The sequence below is a fragment of the Aurantibacter aestuarii genome, from assembly GCF_003008425.1.
GTDB lineage: Bacteria > Bacteroidota > Bacteroidia > Flavobacteriales > Flavobacteriaceae > Aurantibacter > Aurantibacter aestuarii.
Genome location: NZ_PXOQ01000007.1, coordinates 126,344 through 144,212, shown reverse-complemented (window position 1 = coordinate 144,212; position 17,869 = coordinate 126,344). Strand labels below are relative to the sequence as shown.

Below are 17,869 nucleotides of genomic sequence, written 5' to 3'. Positions count from 1 at the left end.
AAAAGTGAAGCATTTTAAGTCTTCTGGCAGACCTTATTTTTTTGTATTTATTTTAGCAGCCATAAGCTCAAGTTCTGTATACCATTCTTTACCAAATTTTCTAATGAGTGCTTCTTTTACAAATTTGTAAACAGGAACCTGTAACTCTTTACCTAACGAACATGCGTCATCGCAAATATCCCATTTGTCATAATTTACAGCAGAAAATTCTGTGTAATCCTTAACACGAATTGGGTAAAGGTGACAAGAAACAGGTTTTTTCCACTTAATATCTCCCTGATTGTAAGCTTCTTCTATGGCACAAAGAGCTGTGTTTTTTTCGTCAAAAATAACATAAGCACAATCGGCATCATTAATAAGAGGTGTTTCTAATTCTCCAAAATTTACAACAGACGTTCCTTGCTTTTCAATAGCAGCAATGCCTTCCGGTCTTAAATAAGGTTTAATTTTTGGATATATATCGTTTAAAGTATCAGCCTCTTCAACAGTAAGTGGAGCACCAGCGTCACCATCTATGCAACAAGCACCTTTACATGCAGATAAATTACAGACAAAGTCTTTATTAATAATTTCTTCAGAAATAATGGTTTTACCTAATTGAAACATAATTAATTACTGTTTGGCGGCAAAAATAAAGAATCTTTACATTTGTTTAACAGATTAGGTCTATAAATAGACTACTTTTGCCGAAAATTTAAAAACTTAGAGCGATGAATTTTGATTTTAACTTTAAAGAAATTTTTACTGCATTTATGGTATTATTTGCAGTTATTGATATTATAGGTAATATTCCTATCATTATTGATCTACGAAAAAAAGTTGGTCATATCCAAAGTGAGAAAGCCTCAATAATTGCTGGGGTAATTTTAACAGTGTTTTTATTTCTAGGGCAAAGTATTTTAAGTTTAATTGGTTTAGATGTAAACTCTTTTGCGGTTGCAGGATCTTTTATTTTATTTTTTATAGCTTTAGAAATGATTTTAGGGGTAACCTTATATAAGGAGGAAGATACCAATCCGCTAACAGCATCGGTATTTCCTTTAGCTTTCCCGCTAATTGCAGGTCCAGGTAGTTTAACAACCTTATTATCTTTAAGAGCGGAGTTTAGCTTAGAAAATATAATTGTTGCAGTTATTATGAACGTCGTGGTTATTTATATTGTACTTAAAACTTCTAAACGTATAGAGCGTTTTTTAGGCGTTAACGGTATAAGTATTATACGTAAGGTATTTGGGGTTATTTTATTAGCAATTGCTGTAAAACTGTTTGCAGATAATATTAAAATACTTTTTGCCTAATTTCCCATTAAAATAAAAGTTATATGAAATACATCATTTTAATTTTCTCCATAATTGCCATAGCATTAATAGCTTATAATGTTACCTTACTTAATTTTAATAATTTATTTGAAGGTGAAAGCACGGTGGCTTTAATAACTATTTTAGCTTCACTTTGTGCATTAGTATTATTACAAACACTTAGGATAAGTAAAAAAATTGAAGATAAAACAAGATCTTAAATGCCTGTGTTAGATACTTTAATTATTGGTGGTGGAGCAGCAGGAATGTCTTGTGCTTTGGTATTGGGTTCTGGATTGTCTAAGGATTTTGCAAAAGATAAAAAGGTTGCTATTATAGCGCATCAAAAAACATCTCACCTACAAAATGCATTGTTTAATAATGTATTGGGCTTGCAGCAAGGTACACTGGGAAGTGATATTTTGGTCCAAGGACTTAACCAATTAAGAACACAATATCCTGAAGTAGGTATTTATGAAAAGGAAAAAGTAAGCTCTATAATGCTAAATGAATCCTTATTTGAAGTAAAAACGAATAAAGGGATTTATAGTTCTAAATCTGTGGTTATTGCAGTGGGTTATACCAGTTTATTAACTATTAAAGGTTTGGAGCATTATGTGGAGCCGCACCCGCGCGCAGCAATTGAAAAAGACCGAATTTGGTTAAGAAATGAAAATCATTTAGTTGACGAAAACCTTTATGTAGCAGGAACTTTGGCAGGTTGGAGAAGTCAGTTTGCAATTGCTTCAGGTAGCGGAGCACAAGTAGCAACCGATATTTTGACTCTATGGAATAATGGTAAGCATACCAAAGTACACGATAAGGTTTAATCCTATTCTTGTTCTTCAATAATTTCTGGAGGATTTTCAATTAAAAGGACTTTTTCAATCATATTATCATATTTTGATAAGACCTTATTGTAAGCTTCATCTCCAAAAAGCTGTTCTGCAATATTTGCTTTTATATAATGCTTGACTTCTTCTCTATAGGCCACAAAAACAATATTAGATTGTGTTTTTTCCTGAAGAAAACGTTCAAATTTTTTAACGATATTATCTTCAACACTATAATTTAAAACAAAATCTTTCTGAGTGTAGTTAGAGAAAGCTTCACGATTTTCTTCTAAAAGTTCGAATACGAAATTACTGGTAAGTCCTCGCTTTTCTATAAACTCAAGTGTTTGATTATTCATACCTTTATCTATAGGAACAAACACATCGGGAATAATACCGCCACCACCATAAACTACTTTTCCTTTAGGTGTGGTAAATTTTAGAGAATCGGCAACTTCAATTTTTGTTTCGTCGGTAAGTTCCCCACTATTTCGACGGTTATAATAATCGTCAAAATAATCGGTGTTACCTTTCTCGTAAGCACGCTGAATAGAGCGACCGGTAGGTGTATAATATTTTGATACGGTTAGTCTTACAGCGCTGCCGTCTCCTAATTGCATTTCGCGTTGCACTAAACCTTTACCGTAAGATCGTCTTCCTACAATTGTACCTTTATCGTTATCTTGTAGAGCTCCTGCTAAAATCTCGCTTGCAGATGCCGAGTTTTCATTAATTAGAACGTAAACATGTCCGTTCTCAAAAATCCCTTTGTCGGTTGCAAAGCTTTTCTCGATATTGTTTTTTTTATTTTTTGTGTATAAAATAAGCTTGTCTTCTTCAAGAAATTCATCTACAATTTCATTGGCAATACCAACAAAACCACCTGGGTTGTCTCTTAAATCTAAAACAAGTTTTTGTGCACCACTTGATTTTAAGCTTCTTAAAGCGGTAATAAATTCTTTATAAGAAGATTCTGCAAACCGATTTAGTTTGATATAGCCCAAATCTTGAGATAACATATAACTAGCGTCAACGCTTTTTAAAGGAATTGTACTTCTCTTTAGCTTAAAGTTAAGAAACTGATTAGTCGATTTTCTAAATACACCAAGTGTTACATAAGAATCTATTGGACCTTTAATTTTATTAACTAAGGCATCGTTATTTAAACCTTTGTTAATTATTGTATCACTATTTACTGTAATAATTCGATCTCCACCTTTTATTCCTGCTTTTGCACTAGGTCCATTTTTTAAACTTCGTATAACCGTTACGGTGTCTCGATAGGTATAAAAGCTAATTCCAACACCAACAAAGTCACCTTTCATGTTTTCTCTAACTTTCTGAGCATTCTCTTTAGGAATATAAACGGAATGCGGGTCTAGGTTACTTAAAATGCCGTTAACAGTTACGTCTACAATACTATCGGTATTAACGTCTTCCACATATTCATAATCAATATAGTCGATGAGACGGTTAAGTTTATCTTTTTTACTATTTGTTGAAAAAATACGATCTGAGTTGTCTGTAAAATTTAATTTTCCACCAATAAAAATTCCAATTGCAGCAGCAATACCAAGAAGTAAAGGAATATATTTTGTGGAGTTTTTCATTTGTTTGTAACGTCTTCTATATGTTCTAGTTCAATACCGGCTTTTTCTAAAAATTTTAAGCCTGAATCATCTTTATAAGCCTGATTATATACTACACGAATAATGCCAGCCTGATGAATAAGCTTACTACATTCTTTGCATGGGGACAATGTGATATACAAAGTCGCATCTTTACAAGATTGCGTAGAAGCTGCAACCTTTAAAATAGCATTGGCTTCTGCGTGTAATACATACCACTTGGTGTAGCCTTCATCATCTTCACAATAGTTTTCAAAACCGGAAGGAGTACCATTATAGCCATCTGAAATAATCATCTTATCTTTTACAATAATTGCGCCCACCTGCTTACGTTTACAATAAGAAAGTTTACCCCATTCCTGAGCCATTCTTAAATAAGCTTTATCGTATTTTAATTGTTTTTTTTTAGGCATGGTCATAAGAGCTAAGCACGATGTAAATCTATAGAGTTAACGGCTATTAATGGATGTAAGTATTAGAAGTTTAAGAGTTTTTAAAATGGATAGTTGTTAATTAACATTGGAATAACTAGCCCTACTACAACTGCAGAAATAACCATTACCCAATCTCTTTTAGAAAATCTAAAAATGGTTTGGAAAATATAACCTAACAACAAAACAATAAAGACTACAATAATTTGTGCAATTTCAATACCTAAAGCAAATTCTAAAAGAGGTATTAATTTCGAGGAAGCTTTACCAACGTACATTTTAAACTCTCTGGCAAAACCTAAACCATGCACGAGTCCAAAAAATAAGGTAGAAAAAAACAGAATGCCTACTTTTTCCTTTTGAGCACCCTTTCCAGCAGTAAATACATTAAATATTGCGATAATTAAAATAGTTATAGGTATTAAAAACTCTATAATTGAGGCTTTTATATTTATAGCGCCATAAACAGCTAATAATAAAGATACTGTATGGCCCAAAGTAAACATGGTTACTAACAAAAAGACACGTTTCCAGTCTTTAAACAAATAGGGCACAGTTAATACAATCAGAAACAATACGTGATCATACGCATTAATGTCTAGTACGTGGTTAATACCAAACTTAACATTCATCCAAAACGTGTCAAACATAAAATAACGGATTTAATTTTTTTTCCAAATATAAGAAAATACAAGAGGAGACAATTACTTAAAGGTTTAAGATTTTTCAGTCGATTTAACCCATAATTGTTCTGAGTTTAGATAAAAGCTATCTAAAAACTCGAAGTTACATTCTTCTGGATGTATAATAGATAAAAACGGATTACCATTTTTATCATTATATAAGTGATAAGTTTCACCAACTATAGGTTGGAAGTTGAATTTTGCATTGTAAATAAGATTGTTGTAATCTAGTTCTTCTAGCATTTTATCGTACTCCGCTTTTAATTCTAAATATTTTGCTTTAAGTGTTTTATTTGCAATACTTATGTTTTTATTTTTCCAAGAGATATTATCTGTCACGGAAATGGCTGGAGCACCAACATTAGTGGCATAGGGTTTTAATGCAGCATCGTATTGTTGTGTTTCTGTATTAAAAACGACATTGTCAGGCTTTTTCTTGTTCTGCATTTTATTTTTTTCTTTTGTAAAATTAATAATTACACCTCGTAATAAAGCATTGTTTAAATTTAATTAACAAAATGAGATTTGTTCTTTTGAAAGATAGTTTTTGGTTTTCTTTTATTTATGAACTTTTCTTTTTCTTGTCAGGCTTAATTTTAAAACCATTAAATTTATAGCATTCAATATGAAATAGAAGACTTAACTATGACACAATTGAATGTTGTACTAATCTTTATAAGGAAATATTTTTGGAATTGCTTAAGAACTATATTCTACAATATCGATGTTTCATAATAGGTCATATCATTATGGTTTATTTATGTTTAGCCTCTTCATTACAAGCACAATCTTTAAGTCCAGAAATAACTAATTATGCATTTGGTAGTAGTCAAAATTGGGGTGTAGATATTACTTCAGATGGAAGAGTTGCTGTGGCTAATAATTCTGGGCTATCAATTTACAATGGTCAATTCTGGACTTTATACGAATTACCAAATAAAATGATTGTGCGTTCTGTATTTTCTGATGGTAATCGAATTTTTACAGGGTCTTATGAGGAGTTTGGGTATTGGGAAGAAAATTTATTAGGTGAACATGTATATTTTTCATTAAAAGAAAATTTCGGAAAAGATAAGCCTTTACAAGGCGAAGAGTTTTGGCAAATCGTAAAGTTTAATGACACTATTTTTTTTAGGTCTTTTGGCGCAATATATGCTTTTAACGGGTCTAAAATTAATAGAATTGCAACCAGTTCTAATATATCTGGATTGTGTGTTTATAAAGATAAATTACTATTTAGTAGCTTAGATACTGGTTTAAATGAAATTAATAATACACTTGTAGTTCCTTATGAAGGAAATGAAAAAATAGCATCTTTTAATGAGGTAACACATGTTGTTTCATTTGATGACCTTATATTTCTCAACACTAGACAATTAGGAGCGTTTTTGTATAACGGAATAGTAATTCAGAAATTACCTGTTAATTTAAATAAAGCGCTTAAGAATTTTACATTAAATAAGATCTCCTTTGGTAATAAAAATCAGATTGTATTTGGCACGGTTAAAAACGGAATTATAATTTATAATATACAAAACCAAACATTTAAAATTTTAAACAAACAGTCCGGATTAAGAAATAACACCATTTTAGACCTTAAAATAGATAACAATTATTTATGGCTGGCTTTAGATAATGGAATTAGTAAAATTGATATAAAAAGTAACTTCTTGTATTTTACAGATTTAACAGGGGTTTTAGGGACTGTTTATGACGTTGCATTTTTTCAAAATAAGTATTATTTAGCAAGTAATACAGGTGTTTATACATTTGAAGACAATCTGCTTAAGCTTATAAATGATTCTGAGGGTCATTCCTGGAACTTATTTAAGTTTGAAAACAAATTGTTTTGTGCGCATAATAATGGAGCGTTTATTATTCGTGATAAAAAACTAGTACCTATAAAAGGATCTTTTAGTGGTGTTTATAACTATTTTTCAAGATCGGATTCCAACGATTTGTTTTTGTCGACCTATTCTGGAATAGGTGTTTTGAAAACTATTCAAAATGAATATGTTATTTCTAAATTGGACGGACTAGATGTTCCAATAGACAAACTTGTTTTTGAAAATGATTCCACGCTTTGGGCAACCGATAATTATAAAGGTCTATACAAGGTGCTTTATGATAAGAGAAATTCAATAGTAAATAAAATAAACCGCTTTTCAGGGCATCCTATGATTAAAGACCATAAAGTTGAATTAGAAGAGCTAAATGGTAAACCTTATTTTTTGGTAAATGGAAATTGGTATACATATTCAAAAATAAATGATAGATTTCAGCCGGTTGGTAAATTTTATGGTAAAAAGTTATTAGGTAAAAAATCATCAAAGTTTTGGTTGTTTGATAATACTAAGTCAATTATCTCATGTTTTAATTACAAATTAGAACTTGAAGATGATTTTTCTAACAAATTTCTTTTTTCAAGATTTGTAAGAGGTTACGAAAAGCTTATATATAAAAATGACTCTACTGTAGTATTTAATCTTAAAGATGGTTTCTCAGTTTTGAGTCTGAACAACAAAGCAATCACACTTAAATCTAAACCGATAATCCATAAGGTTTTCGTTAATCGTGAATTAATAGATAATTCTTTGCCTAATAATTTAGAGCTTAAGCATAAAGATGCTCGATTGTTAACTTTAGAAGTGTTTACGCCTGGTGCTTATGAAAATATATTAGCTTATAATTTAAATGGAGAAGTTAATTTAAATGAAGATATACAAAATGGACGATTTACGTTTCAAAATTTACCTGCAGGAAATTATAATTTAGAAGTTTACGATAAAGGAAGTCCTTTTTTAAAAACTACTCTTCAAATTAAGGTGCTACCGCCTTGGTATTTAAGTCTCTTAATGAAGATAGTTTATGTTATATTACTCCTTTTTGTAATTTATTTTGTTGCTAGATACCAAAAACATCAAGCTAAAAAAGATCATTTAAAAGTCCAGATGCATCTAAAGGAGGAAGCAAGGAAAAAACTTGAGCAGGTTGAAAAAAATAATCTTATTAATGAGATAAAGACAAGAAAAAAAGAACTAACAAATAGGACGGCTTCAATTGTTCAAAAAAACGAAACAATTATATTGTTGAGAAATGAGTTAAAACGTTTAGAAAAGTCATCTCCAAACTTGACTAGAACAAAAAATATTTTGCATAGGTCGGGTGAGCAATTAGATAGTAAAAATGATTGGACTCTTTTCGAGACAAAGTTTAATGAATTAAATGAAGATTTTTTTAAAAGCCTTTCTATGGCATTTCCAAAACTTACTACTAAAGATCGTAAGCTTTGTGCTTATATAAAAGTTGGTTTAACCTCTAAAGAAATAGCCCCATTATTGGGTATTACTACAAGAAGTGTAGAGCTACAACGTTATCGATTAAGAAAAAAGCTAAATCTAGATGCTCAAATTACTTTTATCGAATTTTTAGACCAGTTTTAATGCGTATTTCTCAATACAGCTCTTATTTTACCTCATCATTACCACATCGCTTTGTTAAAATTAAGTTTATTAAATGATGTAACTGTTTGATTTACAAGACCTATTTGAAAATAGGCCTATACATCTTTACTCATTGAGAGTAGACATTAATGATTCCTTTAAATTTGTAAGAGGTGAGATTTAAACCTTTTTAAATTATAATAGTTTACATGAAATCTAAAATTAAAATTCTTGTTTTACTTCTATTGGTACTAAGTGTTTCGTTTGGATATACTCAAAATATTATTACGGGAACCATTGTTGATCAAAATAATGTACCACTTCCAGGAGCAAATGTTATTATAAAGGCAAAACAAAAAGGAACTCAAACAGACTTTGATGGAAATTTTAGTATAGAGGCATCGAATGGAGATATCATTACATTTAGCTATTTGGGTTTTATTGAACAAAATATTACAGTTGCCAGCAATAAGTCCTATAATATCATACTTAAAGAGGATGTTAGTGCTTTAGATGAAGTACTTATTGTGGGCTATGGAACTCAAAAAAAAGCTATTTTAACCAGTTCTGTTGCTCAAATTAAAGGCGAAGAATTATCTAAAGAGCCTGTTTTAAATGCCACTCAAGCTCTTCAAGGAAAAGCTTCTGGAGTACAAGTTGTAGCTTCGGATGCTCCTGGTCAAGCCTCTACAGTTATAATTAGAGGACTGGGAACAGTTCAAGGAGGAAGAGATCCACTTTATGTGGTTGACGGTATACTAACCGACAATATCAATAATATAAATTCTTCCGATATAGAATCTATAAATGTATTAAAAGACGCTGCCTCTTTAGCCATTTATGGAAACCGAGGCGCAAATGGAGTAATTATAGTAACTACAAAAAAAGGAAAGGCGGGAAAAATGATTATAAACTTTGATACCTACACTGGTGTTAGAGATATTTTAACTCGCGTAGAATTGGCAAATGCCTCGCAGTATGTTACTTATAGTAATGAAGCTGCTAGACGTGATTATTTAACAGACAATAATCCTACAAACGACGATAGCACTATTGGTTTTATTCCTACAAATCAACCTTACGACACTAATTGGTTGGATGTTATAACACAAACGGGTTTAGTTTCTAATTATAATATGTCCGTTTCTGGTGGTTCAGAAAGGATAAAGGCTTTTTTTAGTGCAGGCTTTAATAGGGAGCGTGGGGTTTTATTAAACGATGAATTTAACAGACTAACCCTAAGAAGTAATGTCGATTATGAAATTAGTAAAAAACTAAATTTTTCACACAATGTAGGTGTGCAACTTGCATCAGGAACACCTCAAAACTATGGACTTTTTACAGCAGCGTATAAACAAGCGCCAATAATACCTGTTAGAGACGAAAATGACGCCTATGGCTCATCTGTAAATATTAATAATGTTGCAAATCCAGCTATAGATGCAAGTAACGATTTTAAAAGAGATAAAAATAAATTTTTTAAAATTCAGAGCGCTTTTAAATTGGATTATGAAATCTTACAAGATTTAACCTTTACCTCTCGCTTTTCAATAGAAACAGAGTATGGTAGATTTTACGCATTTAGAAACAGATTAGGGAATTTTTTAGCTCAAAACCCTTTTAACACAGAGAGTAGTTTTGAAGGAGATTCAGAAAACCCTGCTAATACGAGACTTACAGTTACCCATACTAATACTTACAGGTGGTTTTTAGATAATTATTTCACGTATAAAAAAACCTATAACGATGCGCATACCTTTAATGCAACATTAGGAATAACTGCAGAAGAAAATAGAGGTGAGTTTTTGTCGGCAACACGAAATAATGTGCCCTTAGACTCAAATCTTAATTTTAATTTAAGTACAGGAGATGAAGATGAAACTCAATTAAATTCAGGTGCCTTAGGCGTAGTTGATAGATTATATTCTTACATAGCAAGAATAAATTATGACTATAAAGACAAATATTTATTTGGTGCTTCGTTTAGAAGAGATGGTTCTAGTAAGTTCAAAAAAGGCCAACAATTTGGAAATTTTTTTGCTTTAAGTACAGGTTGGGTTCTTACCGAAGAAACCTTTATGGAAAACAGTGTTTTTGATATTTTAAAGTTAAGAGCCAGTTATGGAGAATTAGGAAATCAAAATGTACCATTAAATGTTTTAGCAGCAACAACGGGAAGTGGTGGGTTTTATGCATTTGGACAAAATCAAAATCTTCAGCAAGGTATCACTATTACCAGTACAATAGAAGAAGATCTTACATGGGAAACTACAGAAGAATTTAATGTTGGTTTGGAGTTTACACTCTTAGATTACAGACTCTCAGGAGAAATAGATGCCTATAGGAGATTAAATAGAAACGCAACTTTACAACTGGAGTTGCCAGATATTATTGGTTTTGATCCATTTAATTCTCATGTAGGTGAAATTGAAAATAAAGGTATAGAGCTAGCATTAAACTGGAAAGATAATATTAATGATCATTTAAAATACAACATCGGCTTCAATGTGTCTTATAATAAAAATGAGATTGCTAAAGTCACAAATCCTTTTTTCAATGAACAAATTGGTGGTTTTATTAATAACGGACAATACACAAAAAAAATAGCTGTTGGTCAACCATTGGGCAGTTTTTACTTATATGATGTAGAAGGAATAGACGATAATGGAGATTTGGTATATAAAGATTTAAACGAAGATGGCGTTGTAGATGAAAGTGATAGAGCATTTTTTGGATCATATCTTCCCAAAGTATATGGAGGTATTAACTTAGGAGTTCAATACAGAAAGTTTGATTTTAGCGTAGATACCTTCGCTAATTTTGGAAATAAAGTCTATAACGGGAAAAAAGCACAACGCTTTGGTAATGAAAATATAGAATTAGTAGAATTTAATAGCCGTTATACCACTGGTCGACCAAGTAATACTACTCCGAGAGCTTTTAATGATGTTCCATTATCGTCAACATATTATCTAGAAGACGGAGATTTTTTTAGAGTTAATAATATTACAGTTGGATATACTATTCCAAGTACAGAAAAAAGTTTTTTTAACTCCATTCGAGTTTATGCAACTGCTAAAAACCCATTTATATTTCAAAAGTTTACAGGATTTACTCCAGAATTACCAGGTGCTCCTTTAGGCAATGCAGGAATAGAGCTGGACGCTTATCCAACCTTAAAATCATTTTATGTAGGCCTAAACACTTCATTTTAATATTAAAAATTATGAAAACTGAAATTAATTTTTTTAAAACTTACGCTTTAGTAACCCTGCTGGCATTTGTTTTGGTACAATCATGTTCAGAAGATTTTATAGACGTAGATGCAAACCAAGAAACCGAAGATGCCCTAACTCCAGACCGTGCTCCAGAACTTGTTAATGCAGTCTATAATAGTCTTTTAAAATGGGAAATGAGTTCGTTTGGGTGGACTGGTTTAACCAGTATTGCGTCCGATGATGCAGATAAAGGTAGTATTCCAAGTGATACAGGAGCAGATAAAAATCTGTTAGATGGATTACAAATTACGCCAACAATTATTTCTGTTAGTGAGGTATGGCAGGGACATTATAATGGAATCCAAAGGGCAAATCAAGCCATCTCTAGAATTTCAGAATTCGATATGGATGTTGCTTTACAAACCAGATTACTAGGCGAAGCCAGATTTTTGAGAGCTTTATTTTATTTTAGATTAGTCCAATCTTTTGGAGGCGTACCGTTAATTTCAAATATTACTTCTGTTGATGATATTAATTCAGGGATTTTAGCAAAAAAATCAAAAGAAGAGTGTTTTGCTTTCATAGAGCAGGATTTATTATTTGCAATTGACGCTTTGCCTCTTAAAAGTGAATATCCAGCTTCAGAATTAGGAAGAGCAACCAAAGGGGCAGCACAAACCCTAATGGCTAAAGTGAGTATGTATCAATCCAAATGGCCGGAAGTAGTAGCTTATACAGATGCTGTCATACTTTCTTTAGAATATGATTTAACTCCAAACTATGAAGACATCTGGAAAGAAACTTCCGAAAACAATATAGAATCTATTTTTGAAATTCAGGCTAGAGGTAATGAACCAGCCGCAGGAGTAGATAAGTATAGTACCATCCAAGGAGCTCGTGGCGAAGGAGGCTGGGGTTGGGGTTTTAATACGCCTTCACAAGATTTAAATGATGCTTACACTGCTAACGATCTTAGAAGAGAAGCTACTATAATGTATGCTGGAGAGACCTTATTTGATGGGCGAGTTATCAATATAAATGCTCCTAATCCACGATATAACCAAAAGGCTTATTCAAGTATTCTTACCGAGTCGGAACAAACAGGAAAAAACGTAAGACTTTTTCGATTTGCCGAAGTGTTGTTAATGAATGCAGAAGCAAAATCTATAATTGGTGGAGATGTTGCAACGCCACTTAATAAAGTAAGACTTAGAGCAGGATTAACTGCAGCAACAGACTTAAGCACACTGGCTATATGGGAGGAAAGACGCTTAGAACTAGCATTTGAGCATGATCGTTATTTCGATCTTGTAAGACAAGGAAGAGCATCTATGGTTCTTAATTCTAAAGGAATTCCTTTTATGGAGGGTAAGCATGAAGTTTTTCCAATACCACAAGAGCAGATTGATATTAGTGCAGGAGCACTTGTGCAAAACCCTAATTACTAATTGATAAAGAAACTTAAAGATGATTAATAATTCAAATATGATGAGTTTAGTAAAATTTACTTTAGTAGGCGTTGCCCTTCTTTTAGGTTCTAATTGTACAAACAAAGAAATAGATCCTCCACCAGCAGACGTCGGTTTTGTGGATCAGCCCACAGTAGAAGTTATTCCTTTTGAAGAATTATTAGATTTAGTACAACAACGTACCTTTAATTACTTCTGGGATTTTGCAGAACCTGTCAGTGGTCTGGCAAGAGAGACTTCTCAAGACGATGCACTTGGAGGTGATGGTGATAGAGTAGTAACTACTGGTGGATCTGGTTTTGGAATTGCTTGTTTTCCTGCGGCTGTAGAACGTGGCTGGATTACTAGAGCAGAAGCGATAGAGCGTTTAAACAAAATTTTAAATTTCTTAGAAAGTTGTGAAACTTACCATGGTGTTTTCTCACATTGGTATATAGGAGATACAGGTCAGACAAGAGATTTTAGCCCGTTAGATAATGGTGCAGATTTAGTAGAAACCGCTTTTTTACTGCAAGGTCTTTTAATAAATAGACAATATTTATCTAATACAGTTCCGGAAGAAGCTGTTATAATTAATAGAATTTCAACTATTTACGAAAATGTAGAATGGTCTTGGTTTGAAAGAGGTCAAAATGAAATGACTTGGCATTGGTCTCCAGACAATGGTTTTGCTATAGATTTAAAAATTCAAGGATGGAACGAATCTTTAATGGTGTATGTCTTAGCGGCAGGCTCTCCAACATTTCCCATTACAAAATTAACTTACGATAATGGTTGGGCAAGAAACGGACAGATTATAAATAATAACACATATGTTGGCACCGTATTACCTTTAGGTGTGGACTTTGGTGGCCCATTATTTTATTCCCACTATTCATTTATTGGTTTAGACCCTACAAACTTAAGCGACCAATACGCTAATTATTTTAACCAAAATGTGGCTCATTCTTTAATTAATTATGAATATTGTAAAAACAATCCTAATAATTATATCGGCTATGGCGGAGATAGTTGGGGTCTTACAGCAAGTAATGATTATAATGGTTACGCTGTTCATGATCCTTTAAACGATATTGGGGTAATAACTCCAACAGCAGCACTATCATCTTTTCCTTACACACCTGAAGAATCTAGAAAAGCTTTAGAATACTTCTACTATAACTTAAACGATAGGTTATGGGGAGAATATGGTTTTTACGATGCCTTTTCGGAAGAATTTAATTGGTTTGATGATGGGTATTTGGCGATAGACCAAGGTCCAATTGTTGCCATGATAGAAAATTACAGAAGCCAGATGCTATGGAATTTATTCATGCAGGATCAAGATGTTATAAACGGCTTAAATCTTTTAGAATTTACTTATTAATATCATGAAAAAAAGTTATATCTACATCCTATGTATTCTTTTTGGTACCATTGCTATGGGGTGGAAAACAATAGACTACAAATCAACCGAAAATAAAGAAGATGACATTATAGAGCGTAAAATAGACTCTCTGTTAGCTCTTATGACGGTTGAAGAAAAGATTGGACAAACAGTATTATATACTAGTATTGAAGATATTACAGGTCCAACTTTAGATACAAATTACACAACCTATCTTAAAAATGGCCAAATTGGTGCCATTTTTAATGCTACAGGCTCTGCGTTTACCAGAAAACTACAAAAAATTGCAGTAGAAGAAACTCGACTTGGTATTCCATTAATTTTTGGTTACGATGTTATTCATGGGTACAAAACTATATTTCCAATTCCTATGGGAGAAGCATCAAGCTGGGATTTGGATCTTATGGAAAAAAGTGCACAAATTGCTGCTAAAGAAGCTGCTGCAGAAGGTTTACATTGGACGTTTGCACCAATGGTAGATATTGCTAGAGATCCAAGATGGGGACGTATTGCAGAAGGAGCAGGAGAAGATACCTATTTAGGAAGTCTTATTGCTAAAGCTAGAATAAATGGGTTTCAAGGAAAAAGTCTTGCCGATAAAAGTACCGTTTTGGCGTGTGCAAAACACTATGCAGCTTATGGTGCTGCTCAGGCTGGTAGGGATTATCATACTGTAGACATGTCTATAAATACGCTAAGGGAAGTCTACTTGCCACCTTTTAAAGCCGCTATTGAGGCAGATGTGGCGACTTTTATGACCTCTTTTAACGAGTTGAATGGCGTACCAGCAACAGGAAATAGCTTTCTTTTAAAAGATATTTTAAGAGACGAATGGAAATTTAATGGTTTTGTAGTAACCGATTATACTTCTATAAACGAAATGGTTCCGCATGGTTTTGCAGAAAACTTACAGCATGCAGGAGAACTTGCCATGAATGCAGGCGTAGATATGGACATGCAAGGTGGGGTTTATAAAAATCATATGAAAACCTCCATAGACCAGAAAAAAATTAAAATGACTCGTTTAGATAAAGCGGTAAGAGATATTTTAAGACTAAAATTTAAATTAGGTCTTTTCGACAATCCTTATAAATATTGTAATGAAGCAGATGAAGCTAAAATAATTTTACATAAAGACCATTTAGAGTTAGCCAGAGATGCTGCTCGAAAGTCTATGGTTTTATTAAAAAATGAAAACTATATTTTACCTTTAAATAATTCTAAAAAAGTCGCTTTAATTGGACCCTTAGCAGACGATCAATTTCATATTATAGGAAACTGGGCAGCTAAAGGTGATAGAGACGGTATTGCAGTAAGTGTAAAAGAAGGATTTGAAGCACAGAACAAGACCTTTACCTATACCAAAGGTTGTGATATTGAAAGTGATAATAGGTCAGATTTTGAAAACGCTATCGCTATTGCAAAAGCATCGGATGTTGTTGTTATGGTAATGGGAGAATCAGAAAGAATGAGTGGTGAAGCTGCAAGTAGAACTCATTTAAAATTACCAGGCATACAACAACAACTAATTTCAGAAATAAAAAAAACAGGCACACCTATAGTTTTAGTGCTTTATAACGGGAGACCTTTAAATTTAACTTACGAGAATGAAACCGTAGATGCTATTGTAGAAGCTTGGTTTCCAGGAACTAGTGGTGGTCATGCTGTTACCGATGTACTTTATGGAAGGTATAATCCCGCAGGTAAATTAACTGTGACTTTTCCTAGAAACGTAGGTCAGGTACCTATTTTTTATAACATGAAAAATACTGGAAGACCAGAAGATGCTGTTGGTGCACATTCTCGATATGTATCTAAATATATAGATGTCGCAAACTCGCCTTTATTTCCTTTTGGTTATGGATTAAGTTACACCACTTTTAAATACGATAAACCAGTATTGTCTTCAACAAATTTAACCAAAAACAGCTCTATAAGCGTAAACGTGAAAGTTACTAATACAGGTCAATTTGAGGGTGAAGAAGTTGTACAGCTTTATATCAGAGATCGGTTCGGAAGTGTTACCCGTCCTGTTAAAGAATTAAAAGGATTTCAAAAAATTAAACTGAAAAAAGGAGAATCTAAACAAGTTGAATTTAAAATTACAGCTGAAACTCTAAAGTTTTATAACCAAAGTTTACTGTTTACAAACGAAGCTGGCGATTACGATTTATTTGTTGCTGGAAGTTCGGGTAGCGATTTTACAAACAGTTTTACATTTAAAAATTAATTAACCTTAAAAAATAAAGACATGAAAAAATTATTACTTTTTACATTTGGTTTAATAACTTATTTTGGACAAGCGCAGTGTGCAGATCCAATTATTACAAATTTTGAGTGTGGTACACCATCTCATCCAATAACTGGTGCTCTAGTTAGCATTGCAAATCCAGTGCCAGGAGGTATAAACCCAAGTAGTAACGTGGGAGAATATACAGACAATAACATGATGGGATTTGATAATTTAACGGTAGAATATGGTACGGCTATAGACTTATCGACTAATTATTTATTAAAAATTAAATTCTATTCACCAATCTCGGTTCAAATTTTAGCAAAATTAGAAGGTGGCACAAATACTCCAGATAAATATTCACCATTTAGTGCTGTAAATACTTGGCAGGAATTCACTTTCGACTTTAGTGCAGAAGCTGCAGATGGTAACACAAGAGTGGTTTTGTTTTTTAATCCGGGTTTCAATGCAGGAACAGGAACAGATATATTTTATATAGACGATTTGCGTTTTGATGCACCACCAGCTCCTTGTGTAGATCCAGTAATTACAAATTTTGAATGTAGTGCGCCATCTCATCCTATAACAGGTGCGTTAGTAACTATTCCAAACCCTGCGCAAACTGGTATAAACACCAGTTTAAATGTTGGACAATATACAGACAATAACACTGACGGGTTTGATGCTTTAACCGTACAATATCCAACTGCAATAGATTTATCTACAAACAGCCTTTTAAAAATTAAATTCTACTCGCCAATATCTGTGCAAATTTTAGCAAAATTAGAAGGTGGTACAAATACTCCAGATAAATATTCACCATTTAGTGCGGTTAATACATGGCAAGAATTTACGTTCGATTTTACAGCAGAAGCTACAGATGGTAATACAAGAGTTGTGTTGTTTTTTAATCCAGGTTTTACAGGAGGAACAGGAACAGACACCTATCTTATAGACGATTTAAGATTCGATAATTCAACACTTTCAATAGCAGATTTCTCTAAAGATTCACCTATAAAAGTTTATCCAAACCCAGCTAGTCATGAACTTAACCTATCAAGTATTAAAGGCATTGAAAACTACGAGATATATAATGTCTTAGGTAAAACTGTAAAAACTTCTTCTAAAACAATAACAAATACCATTTTTATAGATTATTTAAAGTCAGGTATTTACTTTTTAAAACTTAATACAAGCACTTCAAGTCAAGTAATTAAGTTTGTAAAACACTAATAATTAAATATTT

The 17,869-nt window shown here is 32.5% G+C and carries 14 protein-coding genes; 9 read left to right on the top strand and 5 right to left on the bottom strand.

What is annotated here, in order from left to right:
* Nucleotides 1–33: 33 nt before the first annotated feature.
* Complete coding sequence (locus C7H52_RS01835; RefSeq protein WP_106462180.1) at nt 34–606, bottom strand: DUF3109 family protein; 573 nt, start codon at nt 604–606, stop codon at nt 34–36.
* A 104-nt stretch (nt 607–710) separates the two neighbouring features.
* Between C7H52_RS01835 and C7H52_RS01830 the strand changes: the two genes are divergently transcribed.
* From C7H52_RS01830 to C7H52_RS01820, 3 genes are read left to right on the top strand one after another with little or no spacing between them, the layout of a single operon-like run.
* Nucleotides 711–1,298, top strand: coding sequence for a MarC family protein (locus tag C7H52_RS01830; RefSeq protein WP_106462179.1), 588 nt, complete (start codon nt 711–713; stop codon nt 1,296–1,298).
* A gap of 23 nt (nt 1,299–1,321) precedes the next feature.
* On the top strand, nt 1,322–1,519 hold the full coding sequence (locus C7H52_RS01825; RefSeq protein WP_106462178.1) for a hypothetical protein: 198 nt from the start codon (nt 1,322–1,324) through the stop codon (nt 1,517–1,519).
* A gap of 6 nt (nt 1,520–1,525) precedes the next feature.
* The gene (locus C7H52_RS01820; RefSeq protein ID WP_181256214.1) at nt 1,526–2,128 is read left to right on the top strand and encodes an FAD-dependent oxidoreductase; all 603 of its coding nucleotides are present in this window, start codon (nt 1,526–1,528) and stop codon (nt 2,126–2,128) included.
* Between the two features lie 2 nt (nt 2,129–2,130).
* Here C7H52_RS01820 and C7H52_RS01815 read toward each other — a convergent pair whose 3' ends face one another.
* From C7H52_RS01815 to C7H52_RS01800, 4 genes are all read right to left on the bottom strand, one after another.
* Nucleotides 2,131–3,741: a S41 family peptidase gene (locus tag C7H52_RS01815; RefSeq protein ID WP_106462176.1), complete on the bottom strand. Its 1,611-nt coding sequence runs from the start codon at nt 3,739–3,741 to the stop codon at nt 2,131–2,133.
* A complete protein-coding gene (locus C7H52_RS01810) occupies nt 3,738–4,172 on the bottom strand; it encodes a deoxycytidylate deaminase (protein WP_106463055.1) in 435 nt (144 codons plus the stop codon). Before C7H52_RS01810 ends, C7H52_RS01815 begins: the two co-directional genes overlap by 4 nt.
* An 80-nt stretch (nt 4,173–4,252) precedes the next feature.
* Entirely contained in the window at nt 4,253–4,840 is a 588-nt protein-coding gene (locus C7H52_RS01805; RefSeq protein ID WP_106462175.1) for a HupE/UreJ family protein, read from the bottom strand.
* A 66-nt stretch (nt 4,841–4,906) separates the two neighbouring features.
* Entirely contained in the window at nt 4,907–5,320 is a 414-nt protein-coding gene (locus tag C7H52_RS01800; RefSeq protein WP_106462174.1) for a DUF2452 domain-containing protein, read from the bottom strand.
* A gap of 302 nt (nt 5,321–5,622) precedes the next feature.
* Here C7H52_RS01800 and C7H52_RS01795 point away from each other — a divergent pair, with 302 nt between their 5' ends.
* The 6 genes from C7H52_RS01795 (at nt 5,623) to C7H52_RS01770 (ending at nt 17,856) form a co-directional block, all read left to right on the top strand.
* On the top strand, nt 5,623–8,316 hold the full coding sequence (locus C7H52_RS01795; protein ID WP_106462173.1) for a helix-turn-helix and ligand-binding sensor domain-containing protein: 2,694 nt from the start codon (nt 5,623–5,625) through the stop codon (nt 8,314–8,316).
* Nucleotides 8,317–8,525: 209 nt separating this feature from the next.
* Complete coding sequence (locus C7H52_RS01790) at nt 8,526–11,531, top strand: SusC/RagA family TonB-linked outer membrane protein (protein WP_106462172.1); 3,006 nt, start codon at nt 8,526–8,528, stop codon at nt 11,529–11,531.
* Nucleotides 11,532–11,542: 11 nt separating this feature from the next.
* Entirely contained in the window at nt 11,543–12,982 is a 1,440-nt protein-coding gene (locus tag C7H52_RS01785; RefSeq protein ID WP_106462171.1) for a RagB/SusD family nutrient uptake outer membrane protein, read from the top strand.
* Between the two features lie 19 nt (nt 12,983–13,001).
* Nucleotides 13,002–14,369, top strand: a complete 1,368-nt coding sequence (locus C7H52_RS01780; protein WP_106462170.1) for a glucoamylase family protein — start codon at nt 13,002–13,004, stop codon at nt 14,367–14,369.
* A gap of 4 nt (nt 14,370–14,373) precedes the next feature.
* A complete protein-coding gene (gene bglX / locus C7H52_RS01775) occupies nt 14,374–16,620 on the top strand; it encodes a beta-glucosidase BglX (RefSeq protein ID WP_106462169.1) in 2,247 nt (748 codons plus the stop codon).
* Nucleotides 16,621–16,641: 21 nt separating this feature from the next.
* Complete coding sequence (locus C7H52_RS01770; protein WP_106462168.1) at nt 16,642–17,856, top strand: T9SS type A sorting domain-containing protein; 1,215 nt, start codon at nt 16,642–16,644, stop codon at nt 17,854–17,856.
* The last annotated feature ends 13 nt before the right edge of the window (nt 17,857–17,869 follow it).

Bases quoted from the DNA above. Each gene is read 5' to 3' on its own strand.
- C7H52_RS01785 (WP_106462171.1), top strand. From the start codon at position 11,543: ATGAAAACTGAAATTAATTTTTTTAAAACTTACGCTTTAGTAACCCTG.
- bglX (WP_106462169.1), top strand. From the start codon at position 14,374: ATGAAAAAAAGTTATATCTACATCCTATGTATTCTTTTTGGTACCATT.
- C7H52_RS01825 (WP_106462178.1), top strand. From the start codon at position 1,322: ATGAAATACATCATTTTAATTTTCTCCATAATTGCCATAGCATTAATA.
- C7H52_RS01830 (WP_106462179.1), top strand. From the start codon at position 711: ATGAATTTTGATTTTAACTTTAAAGAAATTTTTACTGCATTTATGGTA.
- C7H52_RS01800 (WP_106462174.1), bottom strand. From the start codon at position 5,320: ATGCAGAACAAGAAAAAGCCTGACAATGTCGTTTTTAATACAGAAACA.
- C7H52_RS01780 (WP_106462170.1), top strand. From the start codon at position 13,002: ATGATTAATAATTCAAATATGATGAGTTTAGTAAAATTTACTTTAGTA.
- C7H52_RS01790 (WP_106462172.1), top strand. From the start codon at position 8,526: ATGAAATCTAAAATTAAAATTCTTGTTTTACTTCTATTGGTACTAAGT.
- C7H52_RS01810 (WP_106463055.1), bottom strand. From the start codon at position 4,172: ATGCCTAAAAAAAAACAATTAAAATACGATAAAGCTTATTTAAGAATG.
- C7H52_RS01795 (WP_106462173.1), top strand. From the start codon at position 5,623: ATGGTTTATTTATGTTTAGCCTCTTCATTACAAGCACAATCTTTAAGT.
- C7H52_RS01835 (WP_106462180.1), bottom strand. From the start codon at position 606: ATGTTTCAATTAGGTAAAACCATTATTTCTGAAGAAATTATTAATAAA.
- C7H52_RS01815 (WP_106462176.1), bottom strand. From the start codon at position 3,741: ATGAAAAACTCCACAAAATATATTCCTTTACTTCTTGGTATTGCTGCT.
- C7H52_RS01770 (WP_106462168.1), top strand. From the start codon at position 16,642: ATGAAAAAATTATTACTTTTTACATTTGGTTTAATAACTTATTTTGGA.
- C7H52_RS01805 (WP_106462175.1), bottom strand. From the start codon at position 4,840: ATGTTTGACACGTTTTGGATGAATGTTAAGTTTGGTATTAACCACGTA.